Origin of the sequence: Neptunicella sp., assembly GCF_048268085.1 — a bacterium.
GTDB lineage: Bacteria > Pseudomonadota > Gammaproteobacteria > Enterobacterales > Alteromonadaceae > Neptunicella.
In genome coordinates this window covers 172,217-184,956 of record NZ_JBLWWF010000004.1, presented here as the reverse complement: position 1 = coordinate 184,956, position 12,740 = coordinate 172,217, and the positions used below count along the sequence as shown (strand labels likewise).

The window sequence follows — 12,740 nt, the reverse complement described above, 5'->3', positions numbered from 1 at the left end:
GTTATCGTATCGACAAATCAGATATTATTTTTATAAGGTTAATATAGACAAACATGTTAGATCCTAAGCACTTACGTAATGACATTGAAGGCACTGCCCAACGTTTAGCTTTACGCGGTTTTAATTTGGATGTGGCTACATTCAACCAATTGGAAGAAAAGCGTAAAACGTTGCAAGTTCGTACTCAAGAACTACAAAATGAACGTAATGTGCGTTCCAAATCCATAGGTAAAGCCAAAGCGGCGGGTGAAGATATAGCCCCGTTAATGGCAGAAGTTGGCAAATTAGGCAGTGAACTGGATGCTGCTAAAGCTGAACTGGGTTTATTGCTTGAACAGATCAATCAATTCTCAATGGCAATTCCTAATTTACCCGATGACAGTGTTCCGACTGGTAAGGACGAGAGTGAAAACCTTGAAATTTCTCGTTGGGGAACCCCTCGACAGTTTGATTTTGAGATTAAAGATCATGTTGATCTTGGTGCCGCTATCGGTAATGGACTGGATTTTGAAACCGCGACTAAATTAACTGGCTCACGTTTTGTGGTGATGCGTGGTGGTATTGCCAAAATGCACCGTGCCTTAAGCCAAATGATGCTGGATCTGCATACAAATGAGCACGGCTATCAGGAAATGTATGTTCCCTATTTGGTTAACGTTGATAGTTTGTATGGTACTGGCCAAATGCCCAAATTTGGTGAAGACTTATTTCATACTCAACCGGCCACCGAAGAAGGTCAGGGGTTGTCACTCATTCCCACTGCGGAAGTACCGTTAACCAATATTGCTCGCGATGAGATTCTGTCTGCAGATGATTTACCACTGAAAATGACTGCCCATACTCCCTGTTTCCGCAGTGAAGCCGGTTCGTACGGGCGCGATACTCGTGGTTTAATTCGTCAACACCAATTTGATAAAGTTGAAATGGTACAACTAGTCAAACCACAAGATTCTGATCAGGCCTTGGAAGAACTGACTAGCCATGCCGAAAAAGTGCTACAAGTACTGGAATTGCCCTATCGTAAAGTGTTGTTGTGCACCGGTGATATGGGATTTGGTGCGTGTAAAACATACGATTTGGAAGTGTGGTTGCCCGCGCAAGATACCTACCGTGAGATTTCATCTTGTTCCAATATGGGCGATTTTCAAGCGCGTAGAATGCAGGCTCGTTACCGTAACCCCGAAACCAACAAGCCCGAATTGTTACATACCTTAAATGGCTCTGGCTTGGCTGTGGGACGAACGTTGGTGGCGATACTGGAAAACTATCAGCAAGCCGATGGTTCGGTGATAGTGCCTGAAGCGTTAAAACCTTATATGGGTGGTTTGGAAAAAATAGCTTAAGCCAGGTTTTATTAACAGCCAATAAAAACCCCGGTTCTCCGGGGTTTTGTTTTTTATGTGCAATTCACAAACATTTAGCCGGTTTGGGTAAGCCGGCAATTTTAGTTGCTTGTTTGGCAGGGCCTTTGGGAAACTGACGATGCAAATAGCGGCTATTACCTTTATCGGGGCCAAACTTTTTAGCCATGGCTTTAACTAATGCACGAATGGCGGGGCTGGTATTAAATTCCAGATAAAATTCTCGCACAAAGTTGACGACTTCCCAGCGTTCTTCGGTCAGCTCAATGGCTTCGAGCCGGGCAATTTCAACCGCCAGTTCCGGGCTCCAGTCTGTAATATTGGTCAGGTAACCAAACTTATCGGTTTCAATGCGTTGCTGATTAAAATCAATAAAATAATCCATGCTGTTACCAGCTCATACTTTGGGGATAATCAAGGGTGAGTTGTACAAACTGGGGATAATCGATCCAGTTAACACTTGCGGCAGTATGGGGCACGCCCCGGCTAATGGCGTCATCTTGTAGTACATACAGTTTAATATTGGCATCCAGTTTTGATTGCCATGATTCCCTTTGTAACAGCGCGTACACTCCGTCCTCAAGTAATAGCAAGCCATCGTTAGGCTGCAACCGGTTAAGACAATTTTGCAGAGACAGGTGGGTAAAGGGACTGGATTTAACAATATGCAGCATCAGAATCTCAATATGTGATCGTGCAGGCCTATAGTATGGGCTAGCGCTGCTGAGTTGAGAGGGACGACATCGGTGTTTAACTCATCCACACTCATATTACGCTCGATTAGGCTTTGCTCACAGACATACAGCTGTTCGACATCATAGAATTCTAATGCAGCAAAGGATTTATAAAAATCCTTGCGCCCGACTAATTGAGCATCTTGCCGATTAACCAGCTGAAAGACTCCGTCATCAATAAAAAACAGGCTAACCGTTTGTCCAAAAGTGCCAGCCACCATCGCTAAATCTAAGGATTCCTGCGCACTGGTAGAGGAGTAGGGCGTTGAGGTATTAATAATCGCGATAGAAGCCATTAAAATTGCACCACCCGATCAGATTTCGCCATCATTTGAATCAGTTCACCCAAGCCTGCGGATTCAAATGGGGCAGATAAATTGAAATGCACACTATCAATATCCTCAGCGTCCTGTTCGGAAATAATACCGCGACGATTTGCTGCGGTAATACACACTTGCATGGGAATTTGATGTTGTTGACTGAGCCCAAGCCACTTCTGGTACAAATTTAATTCATCAGAAGCCATATTGGCTAATTTATTGGTGTTATGAATACCGGCCTGATAAAAGAAAATGCCATTTAGTGTGTGGTTAAGCTGTAGCACGGACTCGGCAAACCGATAGGCACTATATGCAGAACTTGAATCAATAGGGGATGAATTAACTAGCAGACAGAATGAATACATGAATAGCCAAAAAAGTAACCCCGGCAAAGCCGGGGTTGATCAGTTTAATCGTCGCTACCGCCAAACGCCATTAGCAAGTTCAGCAAGCTCAGGAAAATATTATATAAAGACACATATAAGGTCACAGTGGCTAAAATATAATTACGTTCACCACCTTTAATAATATCACTGGTTTGAACCAGAATTACGCCAGAGGAGAACAGAATAAATAACGCACTCATGCCTAAACTTAATGCTGGAATATTGAGGAAAATATTGGCGATCATACCCACCAAAATTACCCAGAAACCAGCAAACAACATACCATTCAAAAAGGACATATCTTTCTTGGTCATCAATACATAAGCGGATAATGCAAAGAAAATCAGCGCAGTACCACCCAGTGCTGTGGTAACTAACTCACCACCACCGGCACCGATGACCATATTCAAGATGGGGCCCAAGGTGTAACCAAGGAAACCGGTAAAAGCGAATACACTTAACACACCGGCACCACTATTAGCGGTTTTGTGCACTAAAAAGAGTAATCCGTAAAATCCTACCAAGGTAATAATTAATCCTGGGTGAGGTAAGTTTAACGTCATGGCCACACCGGCCACAATTGCACTGAAAGCCAAGGTCATGGCTAACAGCATATAGGTACTGCGCAATACTTTATTAGTTTGTAATACCGACGTACCAGATGACGCGGAATATATTGTTCTTTCGTTCATTGTTTCCTCCAGGATAAAACAATTTTAATATAACTATATCTAAGGCTAGTTGTATGGGTTTTAGTTCAAAAATTCAAGCAATACCGTACTTTATGGTTGTAACAAATGATGAGTGGCTGATTATTTAAACGAATTGCTCATTCTTAAAGCAAACGCACTATTTAAACCAATTTATACTTTACAAGCCTGATAAAGCTCATTAATATTCGCCCCACAATTTGGAGAGGTGGCAGAGCTTGGCTTAATGCACCTGACTTGAAATCAGACGTAGGGTTAAACCTACCGGGGGTTCGAATCCCTCCCTCTCCGCCAAATACATAAAAAGCCCGCTACAGTTTAGCGGGCTTTTTTGTGTTTCACGAACAAGGACCCGCGAGGGGTCGACCAAACCGTCTGGAACAAGTTTTAACGCCAGAAGGGGGCTGGATGCCTGGAATAATCCAGCCCAAAATCATTTCGCTTTTTTCTTGCGCTAATCGCAAGCGGCCAGTCTCTCACAGAACTCATAGCGTAAAATGGCGGAAGCATATATATTCTACCGCCGTGTTTTTATTTACGCTCGACTGTAAAAAATGCAATGACGTCAGTATGATGACCTACAATACTCCGTTGCAATAAGAGAATGAGTGATGAATTTATGAGCCAAACTGAGTCACTTGGACCTATTCAATGTCGTTGTGGGGGAATGCCAACCGAACCCCAAAAAGTCCCTAATTGTAAAGACCGGTGGATAATCCAGTGTCAGGTTGAGCGTTGCTATGCCAAAAATATTGGCCAGAGCCGAGCCGCGGTCATTGAAGGCTGGAATAGATTAAGTAGTTCGTTTTATCGTTGATTACGCTGTTGATAGTCTTTATTTTATAATATTTCACATAGTGTTGGTCGTCATTGAGACGGCAGTTCGGAGTAAATGTCCTTGATAACAATTTTATTGGTTGATGATCATGATTTGGTTAGAACCGGCGTACGTAAAATACTGAGTGATGTTAGAGGCTTTAAAGTCGTCGGTGAAGCCTCCAACGGTGAAGACGCTGTTAAGTTTTGTCGGAATGAAAACCCCGATATTGTGTTGATGGATATGAATATGCCGGGGATGGGGGGACTAGAAGCATCTCGTAAAATTATTCGGATGGATCTGGATATTAAAGTCATTGTGCTATCAGTGGTGCATGACAATCCTTATCCAGCTAAAGTCATGCAAATGGGCGCTCATGGCTATTTAACAAAAAATGCCTTACCGGAAGAAATGATTAAAGCTATTCACCAGGTGAACAGCGGCCAAAAGTATATCTCGCAAGACATGGCACAGCAGATCGCGCTAGGGCAGTTAAGTTTGAGTGATGATGATCCCTTTAAACAATTGTCTGAGCGAGAAATGCAGATATTACTCATGATCACTCGCGGCATACGCGTTCCGGAAATCGCCAGCCAACTCAATTTAAGTGCTAAAACGGTTAATACCTATAAATATCGCATGTTTGAAAAGCTTAATGTGGGTGGGGATGTTGAGCTGACTCATTTGGCTTTACGACATAAATTAATTAGTTCAGAAAATATGTAGTTTGTAGATGAGTGATTCAAAACAGTTTGATCCACAGCATTTTATAAAAAATTTAACACCCCAGCCCGGCGTCTATCGGATGTATAATGCTGCGGCTGAGGTCATTTATGTCGGTAAAGCAAAAAACCTTAAAAAGCGGGTAAGTAGCTATTTTCGTAAAAATTTGGATAGCGTAAAAACCCAGTCATTGGTGAGTCATATTGCCAGTATGGATGTGACAGTCACCCATTCCGAAACCGAAGCGTTCATTCTTGAAAACAACTATATCAAGCAATATCGCCCCCGGTATAATGTGTTGCTGCGTGATGACAAATCCTATCCGTTTATTTTTTTGTCGGATCATCAACATCCTCGTTTAACTAACCATCGTGGCCCGCGTAAAAAGAAAGGCGAATATTTTGGGCCATATCCCAGCGCGTGGGCAGTGCGAGAAAGCCTAAGCGTGATGCAAAAGCTGTTTCCAATACGCCAGTGTGAAGATAATTATTATAAATCCCGCAGTCGACCTTGTTTACAATATCAATTACAGCGCTGCGCGGGGCCTTGTGTAGAAGGCTTGGTGAGTGATGAGGAATATCAACAACAAGTTGAGCTGGCCCGTTTGTTTTTACGCGGCAAGAACGCCCAGGTTATCGGTACTTTGGTGAATAAAATGGAAGTGGCGAGTGAGCAACTTAATTTTGAAGCTGCCGCCCGGTACCGTGATCAAATCTCGTCATTAAAAAAGGTACAAGAGCAGCAGCATGTTAGTGGTAACGAGCAGGAAATGGATGTGTTTGGTTTTGCCTATCGTAATGGTATTGCCAGTGTACAAGGCATGTTTATTCGCGATAACAAGTTGCTGGGCAGCAAAAGCTTTTTCCCAAAAGTCCCCAAACTATCTGACGAAAAAGAAATATTTCAGTCGTTTTTATTGCAGTTTTATTTAACTGGCGATAAATCGATACCGGCTCAAATCGTGATCCCGGTTGATATTGAAGATAAAGATAGTATTGAAGCGTTGTTGTCGGAAAACGCGCATCGTAAAATTCGTCTGTATAAAGGGGCTAGAAACGAAAAAAGCCGCTACCTGCGACTGGCTAATACCAATGCGGAAAATGCGTTGGAATCACGTCAGACACATCAAAAGTCGATTATTGCCCGTTATCAGGCGCTAGAAAAAATATTGGAGTTTGAGCAACCCATACAGCGCATGGAATGTTTTGATATTAGCCATACGTCAGGACAACAAACGGTTGCCTCATGTGTGGTTTTTAATCGTGAAGGCCCATACAAAAATGACTACCGATTATATAATATCGAAGGGATAACACCCGGTGATGATTATGCCGCGATGGCACAAGCATTACGTCGTCGTTATAAAAATTGTACTGATGCAGAAAAAGTACCGGATATCTTGTTTATCGACGGTGGTAAAGGCCAATTAGCCCAGGCTGAAAGTTTTTTTGAAGACTGGCAAGCCGATAAAAAACCAATGCTTATCGGGGTGGCAAAGGGAACAAGTCGGAAGGCCGGGTTGGAAACGCTTATTTTAGCCGGAAATCATGCTACCATCCCCATGAGCTCAGATTCAGTTGCACTGCATTTGATTCAGCATATTCGAGATGAATCACACCGATTCGCTATTGCCGGGCATCGAAATCGACGCCAAAAGGTTAAGAAAACCTCCAAGCTGGAATCGATTCCCGGAATTGGTGCTAAACGCCGACAAAACTTGCTGAAATATATGGGAGGACTACAAGAAGTTCTCAAAGCCAGTATTGATGAATTAGCTAACGTTCCAGGGATTAGCCCAGAATTAGCAGAACAGATTCATCAACACCTTAACCAATAAAACTAAAAGAATAATCATGTGGACCATACCTAATATTTTAACCATGATTCGGGTGTTGTTGATCCCGGTCTTTGTTGTTGTTTATTTTCTGGATTGGAAATGGGCGCACCAGGCGTCAGCATTTGTTTTCTGGTTTGCAGCCATTACCGATTGGCTAGATGGCTATTTAGCGCGCCGGCTGCAGCAATCAACACCTTTTGGCGCATTTTTAGATCCGGTTGCGGATAAACTCATTGTTGCCGCCGCATTATTGATGATTGCACATTCTTATCAGGATCCCTGGATCACGATTCCTGCCATTTTATTAACTGCCAGAGAAGTGTTTGTTTCTGCATTAAGAGAGTGGATGGCCGGTTCAGGATTTGAAGACAGCGTACAAGTCTCATTTATTGGTAAAGCCAAAACCATGGCGCAGATGTTAGCGTTAATTGGTTTATTGTCTGAACTGGAAGTATTTATGGGATTTCCCATTTACTGGGTCACACTAGGGTATATTTTATTGTTTATTGCCACAGTCTTATCCGTTTGGTCTATGGTTATTTATTTAAAAGCCGCATGGCCACATTTAATCAAAGCACCACAAGACAACGAGTGAGCCGTCAAATTTTATTCAACTTGCAGGGAAAATGAGCGTTTGAATCAAAAAAGCAGCAAACAAACAAAAATGTTGTTTTTTGTGGTTGACACTAAAATGGTTAAATGTAGAATGCACCCCACATTTAGCGGAGGCCGAATGTATTAGAAAGAAAGATGCGGGAATAGCTCAGTGGTAGAGCACAACCTTGCCAAGGTTGGGGTCGCGAGTTCAAGTCTCGTTTCCCGCTCCAAACTTTCTACGGCGGGTTGGCAGAGTGGCTATGCAGCGGATTGCAAATCCGTGGACCTCGGTTCGACTCCGGGACCCGCCTCCATTTTAGCGGGTGCTAAATGGAAAAGACTTCACATTTTGAGCTTCACAGCTCACATCCGATGCCCGGGTGGTGAAATTGGTAGACGCAGCGCAGGACAGCGCCAGTGTCGACCGAGACAGGATGTCGAAAGGGCGACCACAAGGATTTACGCGAAGCGTAAACAGAACAACCTCACTTTATAAGTCTCAATGGCTTACATCCGATGCCCGGGTGGTGAAATTGGTAGACACAAGGGATTTAAAATCCCTCGATCGTAAGGTCGTGCCGGTTCAAGTCCGGCCCCGGGCACCAATATTCAAAGCAATAGTATCCACTATCATTTAGAACCTAAAAAAATTAATGTAGTTGTATTTTAGACTTGTCAGTATGCTAATTTATTTACTTGATTTGCATTCGAAAGTGAGCTGTTTTTTTGAATCTTATTTTACGGTTTGGGTAGGCAATCTTTAAAAGCTAGTATAATACTATCAGGGTCAACGCCACCCTTAAAATTCCAAGTTAACAATTCATCCATTTATGTATACATAAAGTCTTCTTAAACTGTCAGGTTAGCCATTTATGATAGTTATCTAATAACCTTTATCTTTTGAGCATTTTCGTTGCTTGGTTCTAAAACTAAGTAAGCCCATTAGTTTGTGCATAGTCACCTATGTGGACTTTCCAGCTTAATTTGTAGAAAATGTTAAAATATAAATGCTAGATAGTTGACTAGTTGATTCATAGTGTGATTCATCACCTATTTAAGATTTGCATTGTTGAGTTAGGTAGCTTAACTATTGTTTCTCTTGGGTATTTAACATACATTGGTACCTATCAACATAAGGCGAATTCGGCGTGAATCAGATACACATTGAGCAATATCCACAACTAAAGAGCATCCTTTGGGATGTTCATGTGGAAGTGTTGGATGAGGCAATGGTGTTCGAGTATTACGAAACTCGCTGGCGTTATGTTGACGACACTAATATCACCAAGAAAGAAAAGCAGCTAATTGCCCGTTTAACAGAAAAGTATGGCCACGGTATATTTATGAGTGCCTGACATGACTAACAAGTTTCTGTCTGATCACCACAACGCAATACAAGCCGTTCTTGAAAAGCTAAATCCAGCATTTTTTGAAGACAACAACATTATGTTTGGTGGCGGTACTCGTATAGCACTAGAGCTTAACGAATACCGTGAATCGATAGATATTGACTTTATTTGTCCTAATACCGCTAGCTATCGTGCTATCCGCTCGCAAGTTACCACTGCTAGCTTAGGTGACGCTACAACCGCTCCATTAACTCTGGCCAGAGAAATTCGCTCTGACCGCTACGGTGTGCGCACAGTCGTACAAGAACAAGGCATCAACATTAAGTTGGAGTTTGTGAGTTTTGATGATTATAAACTTTCAAAAATGGATAACTCATTGTTTCCGGTGCCATGTTTGGATCATGACAGCTGCTTTATTACTAAATTATTAGCCCAATCTGATCGTGGTCAAAGTGCGGACAAGAAAGACTTCATTGATTTGATGGTAATGGGGCATCACTGGGGCGCAGCTGGTGAACACGTTTGGACTGAAGTAGAGCGACATTATGGTGATAGGCCTAAACAAGATTTGCTCAATGCATTAGCAACCTTTCAATCTTCTCCAAACCTTTTTTTAGATGCGGCACAAAGGGTAGGGATGAACAAAGCACAAAGCAGTTTATTGTTTAGTAGCGGTGCTGACATTTGGAATAAAGCCTTAATAAGTACTGCAAACAGTTAATGAATCGCTACTAATTTCCTAGACACCTCTTAGTTAGATAAAATGACTAAAAGAGAGGTGCCTGTGAGCAGTAAACGTTACTTTTGGAATGCTCGTTATTAGGGGCTTACAAGACCCTTTGCCAGCTCGAACGTAAAGGCGATGTGCAACTTGGCGGTCACGAATATATATCTGTCTATGAGTCGTCGGACTGGGCTGAACGGGGATTTTGTGTCAAATGCGGTACTCAATTGTTTTACCGCTTAAAAGCCCAAGCATTATCACTTGTCCAATCAGACCAACAATATAACCGGGGAAAGAAGTGTTTGCGTTATTTTCCGACCAATGACGGGGGAGTGCCAATAGAGTAGGGGCAGAGCCCCTTTTACCATTTCTTCTTAGGGGCAAATAACTCGTCTAGTTCATCTTTGCCTTCTTCTACTCTTCGTGCGGTATCTTCAGCATTGGCATTACGCATCATGCTGTGAATATTATTGAGCTGATTCTCGAATTCGGCTTTTTTGGCGACTACATAGTCATCTTGATTGGCCTGATTTTTTAGCGCAGCGATGGCTTTTTCAAGGTATTGCCGTGCCGAACCCAGCATTTTGTTTTGCAACGAGCTTTGAATCCGGCGGGATAAGGTTTCCATGTTGACCTTCAGTTGATAACGGTCAAGATATTTATCTTCATTAGTAAACACATCCGAGCTAATCGTGCCTTTATGATTTTCTGAGCGCAAAATAATACGTAAACGTTTAATACCCTGGATCAGCAGAATAATTTGTTTTTCATTATCCGGTAACGAGATATTAAAGTTCGCCGAGTTGGTTTCCACAACGTTGAGTTGCTCTTTCGCTTCCTGCAGCTCTGCAATACGCTTTTTATAGTCCATCATCTTGGGGTTTAATTGTAATGATTGCTGTAACGCAGTAATCATACGATCAAGTAAAATTAACCTCATTTGACTAGATACCGGCAAATACTCAGCGGCAAGTAAGGTGTCTTCAGCCTCATCAATAATGGTTTTTAATTTGGTTAAATCGGCACGTTTTTCGGCTTCTGCTTTTTCTTTATGTTGTTGGATGGCATTAATAATAATGGCAGTCACAATCAGCACAGCGATAAGAATAATAACGGTTGCAAACATATGTTTTTATTTTCCTGAGTGACAAATCCGTAAGCTACGAACTCAGTGGGTTTATCTATTATCGACGTATACTAGGGTAATTTTAATGTAAATACACTCCCTCCGTATATGCCACCGTTTTCCATTAGGATCTCGCCGTGTTTACCATTCCGTTCATGAGCGGTAGCAATCATACGGGCAAAGTATAGCCCTAAGCCAGTCCTGCCGGTACTTATATCAAAGTCTTGCATCTGTTCATGTTGGGTATTGAGCATATTTTGTGGGTATCCATCTCCATCATCTTCCAGACGAATACATAAGTAACCGTCTTGTATATAGGTGCTTAATTGAACCCGTTCCTTGCTGTAGCGAATGGCGTTAATCAAAATATCGTTGAGTAGTAAGCAAATAAGTTCATTGTCAAAATACCAAAACAATTCTTGTTGCTGATTCACATTGAGGCTGATGGCTTTGTTATCCAGATAGCGTTGATTTGTTGCAACGACTTCATCGATGATATCTTCAAGGTAATGTTGATCAATATTTATCGGTAATTGTTCACGGTCCGCGCGGTACAATGACAAAATATGCATTAAACTGGTGTTCAACCTTGATGCTTCGTAATGGATACTGGCAAGTTGATCGGATACACTGTGGTCTGAGTCACCAATTTCATTGCCTAGTGTTTCGATGGACTGCAATAGTAGGCAGAGGGAATTTTTCATATCATGTACGGCACAAGCCAGTACGGTAGAAAAGTCGGTCATTGCTGGACTCTCATTTGAACTAAATATGTTTAGGCGAATTTAAACCTATTAATAACATCTGAAAGAATAAAAAATGCAGGTTTAGCTAAAATTATATGGAATTAATTTTCGCATAGGTATATATATTTAGAATAAGAACAAACGAATACATGAAGTCATGTTTAAGTAGCTGAACAGTTACGTATTTAAATCTGGAACAGGCAGGTCATCCCAACCAATGAAATTACAACAACTGCGCTATATAGTCGAAGTCCTTAATAATAATCTCAATGTTTCCGCTACGGCCGAAAGTCTGTATACATCCCAACCGGGGATCAGTAAGCAGGTTCGTATGCTGGAAGATGAATTAGGCGTACAGATCTTTGGCAGAAGCGGCAAACACTTAACTCATGTGACCGGTGCCGGTCAGGACGTGATTAATATTGCCCAAGAAATTCTGGCCAAGGTTGAAAGTATCAAAGCGGTCTCCCGCGAGCATACTTTGCCTGATCAAGGTAAATTGAATATTGCCACCACCCATACCCAAGCTCGTTATGCGTTGCCTTCGGTGATTAAAGGATTTATGACTAAATATCCTAAAGTCTCACTGCATATGCATCAGGGAACACCATCACAAATTAGTGATTTAGCCGCCAAAGGCGAAGCTGATTTTGCCATTGCCACCGAAGCGCTGCATTTATATAACGATTTGGTGATGTTGCCTTGTTATCATTGGAATCGCAGTATTATTGTTAATCGGGATCACGCCTTGGCGCGCAAGACCTCGATAACTATCGAAGATATTGCCCAGTATTCGTTGGTGACCTATGTGTTTGGCTTTACCGGGCGCTCCGAGTTGGATGAAGCGTTTGGACGGGCAGGCTTAGAGCCGAAAATCGTCTTTACGGCGACTGACGCCGATGTGATTAAAACCTATGTACGTTTAGGTGTAGGTATTGGCGTGATTGCTTCAATGGCGGTAGATGAGAAACTGGATAATGATTTGGTTAAAATTGATGCCAGCCATTTATTTGAATATAGCACGACCAAAATCGGTTTCCGTAAAGGTTCGTTTTTACGCAGTTATATGTATGATTTTATCGAGCGTTTTGCTCCACATTTAACCAAAGATGTGGTTGAACGGGCGATGATGCTGAAAAACAACGATGAAATCGAAAAAATGTTTAAAGGCCTGACTTTACCGGTTAAATAATTGAGCTACGAGCTACGAGCTACGAGCTACGAGCTACGAGCTACGAGCTACGAGCTACGAGCTACGAGCTACGAGCTACGCATTTTCAGCTCGTGGCTCGAAACCCGCTATTCGTCCT

At 42.2% G+C, this 12,740-nt stretch carries 15 protein-coding genes and 4 tRNA genes; 12 read left to right on the top strand and 7 right to left on the bottom strand.

Translation table 11 applies throughout. From position 1 onward, the window contains the following. Nucleotides 1-53: 53 nt before the first annotated feature. A complete protein-coding gene (serS, locus tag ACTD55_RS04710; protein ID WP_438863152.1) occupies nt 54-1,343 on the top strand; it encodes a serine--tRNA ligase in 1,290 nt (429 codons plus the stop codon). Nucleotides 1,344-1,407: 64 nt separating this feature from the next. Here serS and ACTD55_RS04705 read toward each other — a convergent pair whose 3' ends face one another. Genes ACTD55_RS04705 through ACTD55_RS04685 form a run of 5 tightly spaced genes read right to left on the bottom strand, consistent with a single transcriptional unit; the run spans nt 1,408 to nt 3,493 of the window. Then, on the bottom strand, nt 1,408-1,746 hold the full coding sequence (locus tag ACTD55_RS04705; RefSeq protein WP_438863151.1) for a TusE/DsrC/DsvC family sulfur relay protein: 339 nt from the start codon (nt 1,744-1,746) through the stop codon (nt 1,408-1,410). Between the two features lie 4 nt (nt 1,747-1,750). Continuing rightward, entirely contained in the window at nt 1,751-2,035 is a 285-nt protein-coding gene (tusB, locus tag ACTD55_RS04700; RefSeq protein ID WP_438863150.1) for a sulfurtransferase complex subunit TusB, read from the bottom strand. Further along, nucleotides 2,035-2,391, bottom strand: coding sequence for a sulfurtransferase complex subunit TusC (gene tusC, locus ACTD55_RS04695; protein WP_438863149.1), 357 nt, complete (start codon nt 2,389-2,391; stop codon nt 2,035-2,037). The genes tusB and tusC overlap by 1 nt, the downstream gene beginning before the upstream one ends. Continuing rightward, the gene (gene tusD, locus ACTD55_RS04690) at nt 2,391-2,780 is read right to left on the bottom strand and encodes a sulfurtransferase complex subunit TusD (protein ID WP_438863148.1); all 390 of its coding nucleotides are present in this window, start codon (nt 2,778-2,780) and stop codon (nt 2,391-2,393) included. Before tusD ends, tusC begins: the two co-directional genes overlap by 1 nt. Nucleotides 2,781-2,824: 44 nt before the next feature. After that, nucleotides 2,825-3,493, bottom strand: a complete 669-nt coding sequence (locus ACTD55_RS04685; protein ID WP_438863147.1) for a Bax inhibitor-1/YccA family protein — start codon at nt 3,491-3,493, stop codon at nt 2,825-2,827. Nucleotides 3,494-3,713: 220 nt separating this feature from the next. Here ACTD55_RS04685 and ACTD55_RS04680 point away from each other — a divergent pair. The 10 genes from ACTD55_RS04680 to ACTD55_RS04635 all read left to right on the top strand — a co-directional run bounded on the left by ACTD55_RS04680 (nt 3,714) and on the right by ACTD55_RS04635 (nt 9,555). Then, nucleotides 3,714-3,805, top strand: a tRNA-Ser gene (locus tag ACTD55_RS04680). A 310-nt stretch (nt 3,806-4,115) separates the two neighbouring features. Then, complete coding sequence (locus ACTD55_RS04675) at nt 4,116-4,328, top strand: hypothetical protein (RefSeq protein WP_438863146.1); 213 nt, start codon at nt 4,116-4,118, stop codon at nt 4,326-4,328. Between the two features lie 81 nt (nt 4,329-4,409). After that, nucleotides 4,410-5,054 (top strand): UvrY/SirA/GacA family response regulator transcription factor, encoded by a 645-nt coding sequence (gene uvrY, locus ACTD55_RS04670; RefSeq protein WP_438863225.1) that lies wholly within the window; start codon nt 4,410-4,412, stop codon nt 5,052-5,054. A gap of 7 nt (nt 5,055-5,061) precedes the next feature. Further along, entirely contained in the window at nt 5,062-6,888 is a 1,827-nt protein-coding gene (uvrC, locus tag ACTD55_RS04665; RefSeq protein ID WP_438863145.1) for an excinuclease ABC subunit UvrC, read from the top strand. Between the two features lie 16 nt (nt 6,889-6,904). Next, a complete protein-coding gene (gene pgsA / locus ACTD55_RS04660; RefSeq protein ID WP_438863144.1) occupies nt 6,905-7,483 on the top strand; it encodes a CDP-diacylglycerol--glycerol-3-phosphate 3-phosphatidyltransferase in 579 nt (192 codons plus the stop codon). Nucleotides 7,484-7,640: 157 nt separating this feature from the next. Beyond that, a tRNA-Gly gene (locus tag ACTD55_RS04655) sits at nt 7,641-7,715 on the top strand. 10 nt (nt 7,716-7,725) lie between these two features. Next, nucleotides 7,726-7,799 (top strand) — tRNA-Cys (locus tag ACTD55_RS04650). 204 nt (nt 7,800-8,003) lie between these two features. After that, nucleotides 8,004-8,090: transfer RNA gene (locus tag ACTD55_RS04645), tRNA-Leu, on the top strand. Between the two features lie 543 nt (nt 8,091-8,633). Beyond that, nucleotides 8,634-8,840, top strand: a complete 207-nt coding sequence (locus ACTD55_RS04640; RefSeq protein WP_438863143.1) for a hypothetical protein — start codon at nt 8,634-8,636, stop codon at nt 8,838-8,840. A 1-nt stretch (nt 8,841) separates the two neighbouring features. Beyond that, on the top strand, nt 8,842-9,555 hold the full coding sequence (locus ACTD55_RS04635; RefSeq protein WP_438863142.1) for a nucleotidyl transferase AbiEii/AbiGii toxin family protein: 714 nt from the start codon (nt 8,842-8,844) through the stop codon (nt 9,553-9,555). A 364-nt stretch (nt 9,556-9,919) separates the two neighbouring features. Here the strand turns inward: ACTD55_RS04635 and ACTD55_RS04630 are convergent, their stop codons facing one another. Together ACTD55_RS04630 and ACTD55_RS04625 are read right to left on the bottom strand one after the other, a co-directional pair. Continuing rightward, nucleotides 9,920-10,684 (bottom strand): hypothetical protein, encoded by a 765-nt coding sequence (locus ACTD55_RS04630; RefSeq protein WP_438863141.1) that lies wholly within the window; start codon nt 10,682-10,684, stop codon nt 9,920-9,922. Nucleotides 10,685-10,755: 71 nt separating this feature from the next. Next, on the bottom strand, nt 10,756-11,430 hold the full coding sequence (locus ACTD55_RS04625) for a sensor histidine kinase (RefSeq protein ID WP_438863140.1): 675 nt from the start codon (nt 11,428-11,430) through the stop codon (nt 10,756-10,758). Nucleotides 11,431-11,647: 217 nt separating this feature from the next. Here ACTD55_RS04625 and cysB point away from each other — a divergent pair, with 217 nt between their 5' ends. Next, a complete protein-coding gene (gene cysB, locus ACTD55_RS04620; protein WP_438863139.1) occupies nt 11,648-12,622 on the top strand; it encodes an HTH-type transcriptional regulator CysB in 975 nt (324 codons plus the stop codon). Nucleotides 12,623-12,740: the final 118 nt, after the last annotated feature.

What these genes read in the sequence shown, in the direction of transcription:
- serS (WP_438863152.1), top strand. Translation starts at nt 54, where the DNA reads ATGTTAGATCCTAAGCACTTACGTAATGACATTGAAGGCACTGCCCAA.
- ACTD55_RS04705 (WP_438863151.1), bottom strand. Translation starts at nt 1,746, where the DNA reads ATGGATTATTTTATTGATTTTAATCAGCAACGCATTGAAACCGATAAG.
- tusB (WP_438863150.1), bottom strand. Translation starts at nt 2,035, where the DNA reads ATGCTGCATATTGTTAAATCCAGTCCCTTTACCCACCTGTCTCTGCAA.
- tusC (WP_438863149.1), bottom strand. Translation starts at nt 2,391, where the DNA reads ATGGCTTCTATCGCGATTATTAATACCTCAACGCCCTACTCCTCTACC.
- tusD (WP_438863148.1), bottom strand. Translation starts at nt 2,780, where the DNA reads ATGTATTCATTCTGTCTGCTAGTTAATTCATCCCCTATTGATTCAAGT.
- ACTD55_RS04685 (WP_438863147.1), bottom strand. Translation starts at nt 3,493, where the DNA reads ATGAACGAAAGAACAATATATTCCGCGTCATCTGGTACGTCGGTATTA.
- ACTD55_RS04675 (WP_438863146.1), top strand. Translation starts at nt 4,116, where the DNA reads ATGAGTGATGAATTTATGAGCCAAACTGAGTCACTTGGACCTATTCAA.
- uvrC (WP_438863145.1), top strand. Translation starts at nt 5,062, where the DNA reads ATGAGTGATTCAAAACAGTTTGATCCACAGCATTTTATAAAAAATTTA.
- pgsA (WP_438863144.1), top strand. Translation starts at nt 6,905, where the DNA reads ATGTGGACCATACCTAATATTTTAACCATGATTCGGGTGTTGTTGATC.
- ACTD55_RS04635 (WP_438863142.1), top strand. Translation starts at nt 8,842, where the DNA reads ATGACTAACAAGTTTCTGTCTGATCACCACAACGCAATACAAGCCGTT.
- ACTD55_RS04630 (WP_438863141.1), bottom strand. Translation starts at nt 10,684, where the DNA reads ATGTTTGCAACCGTTATTATTCTTATCGCTGTGCTGATTGTGACTGCC.
- ACTD55_RS04625 (WP_438863140.1), bottom strand. Translation starts at nt 11,430, where the DNA reads ATGACCGACTTTTCTACCGTACTGGCTTGTGCCGTACATGATATGAAA.
- cysB (WP_438863139.1), top strand. Translation starts at nt 11,648, where the DNA reads ATGAAATTACAACAACTGCGCTATATAGTCGAAGTCCTTAATAATAAT.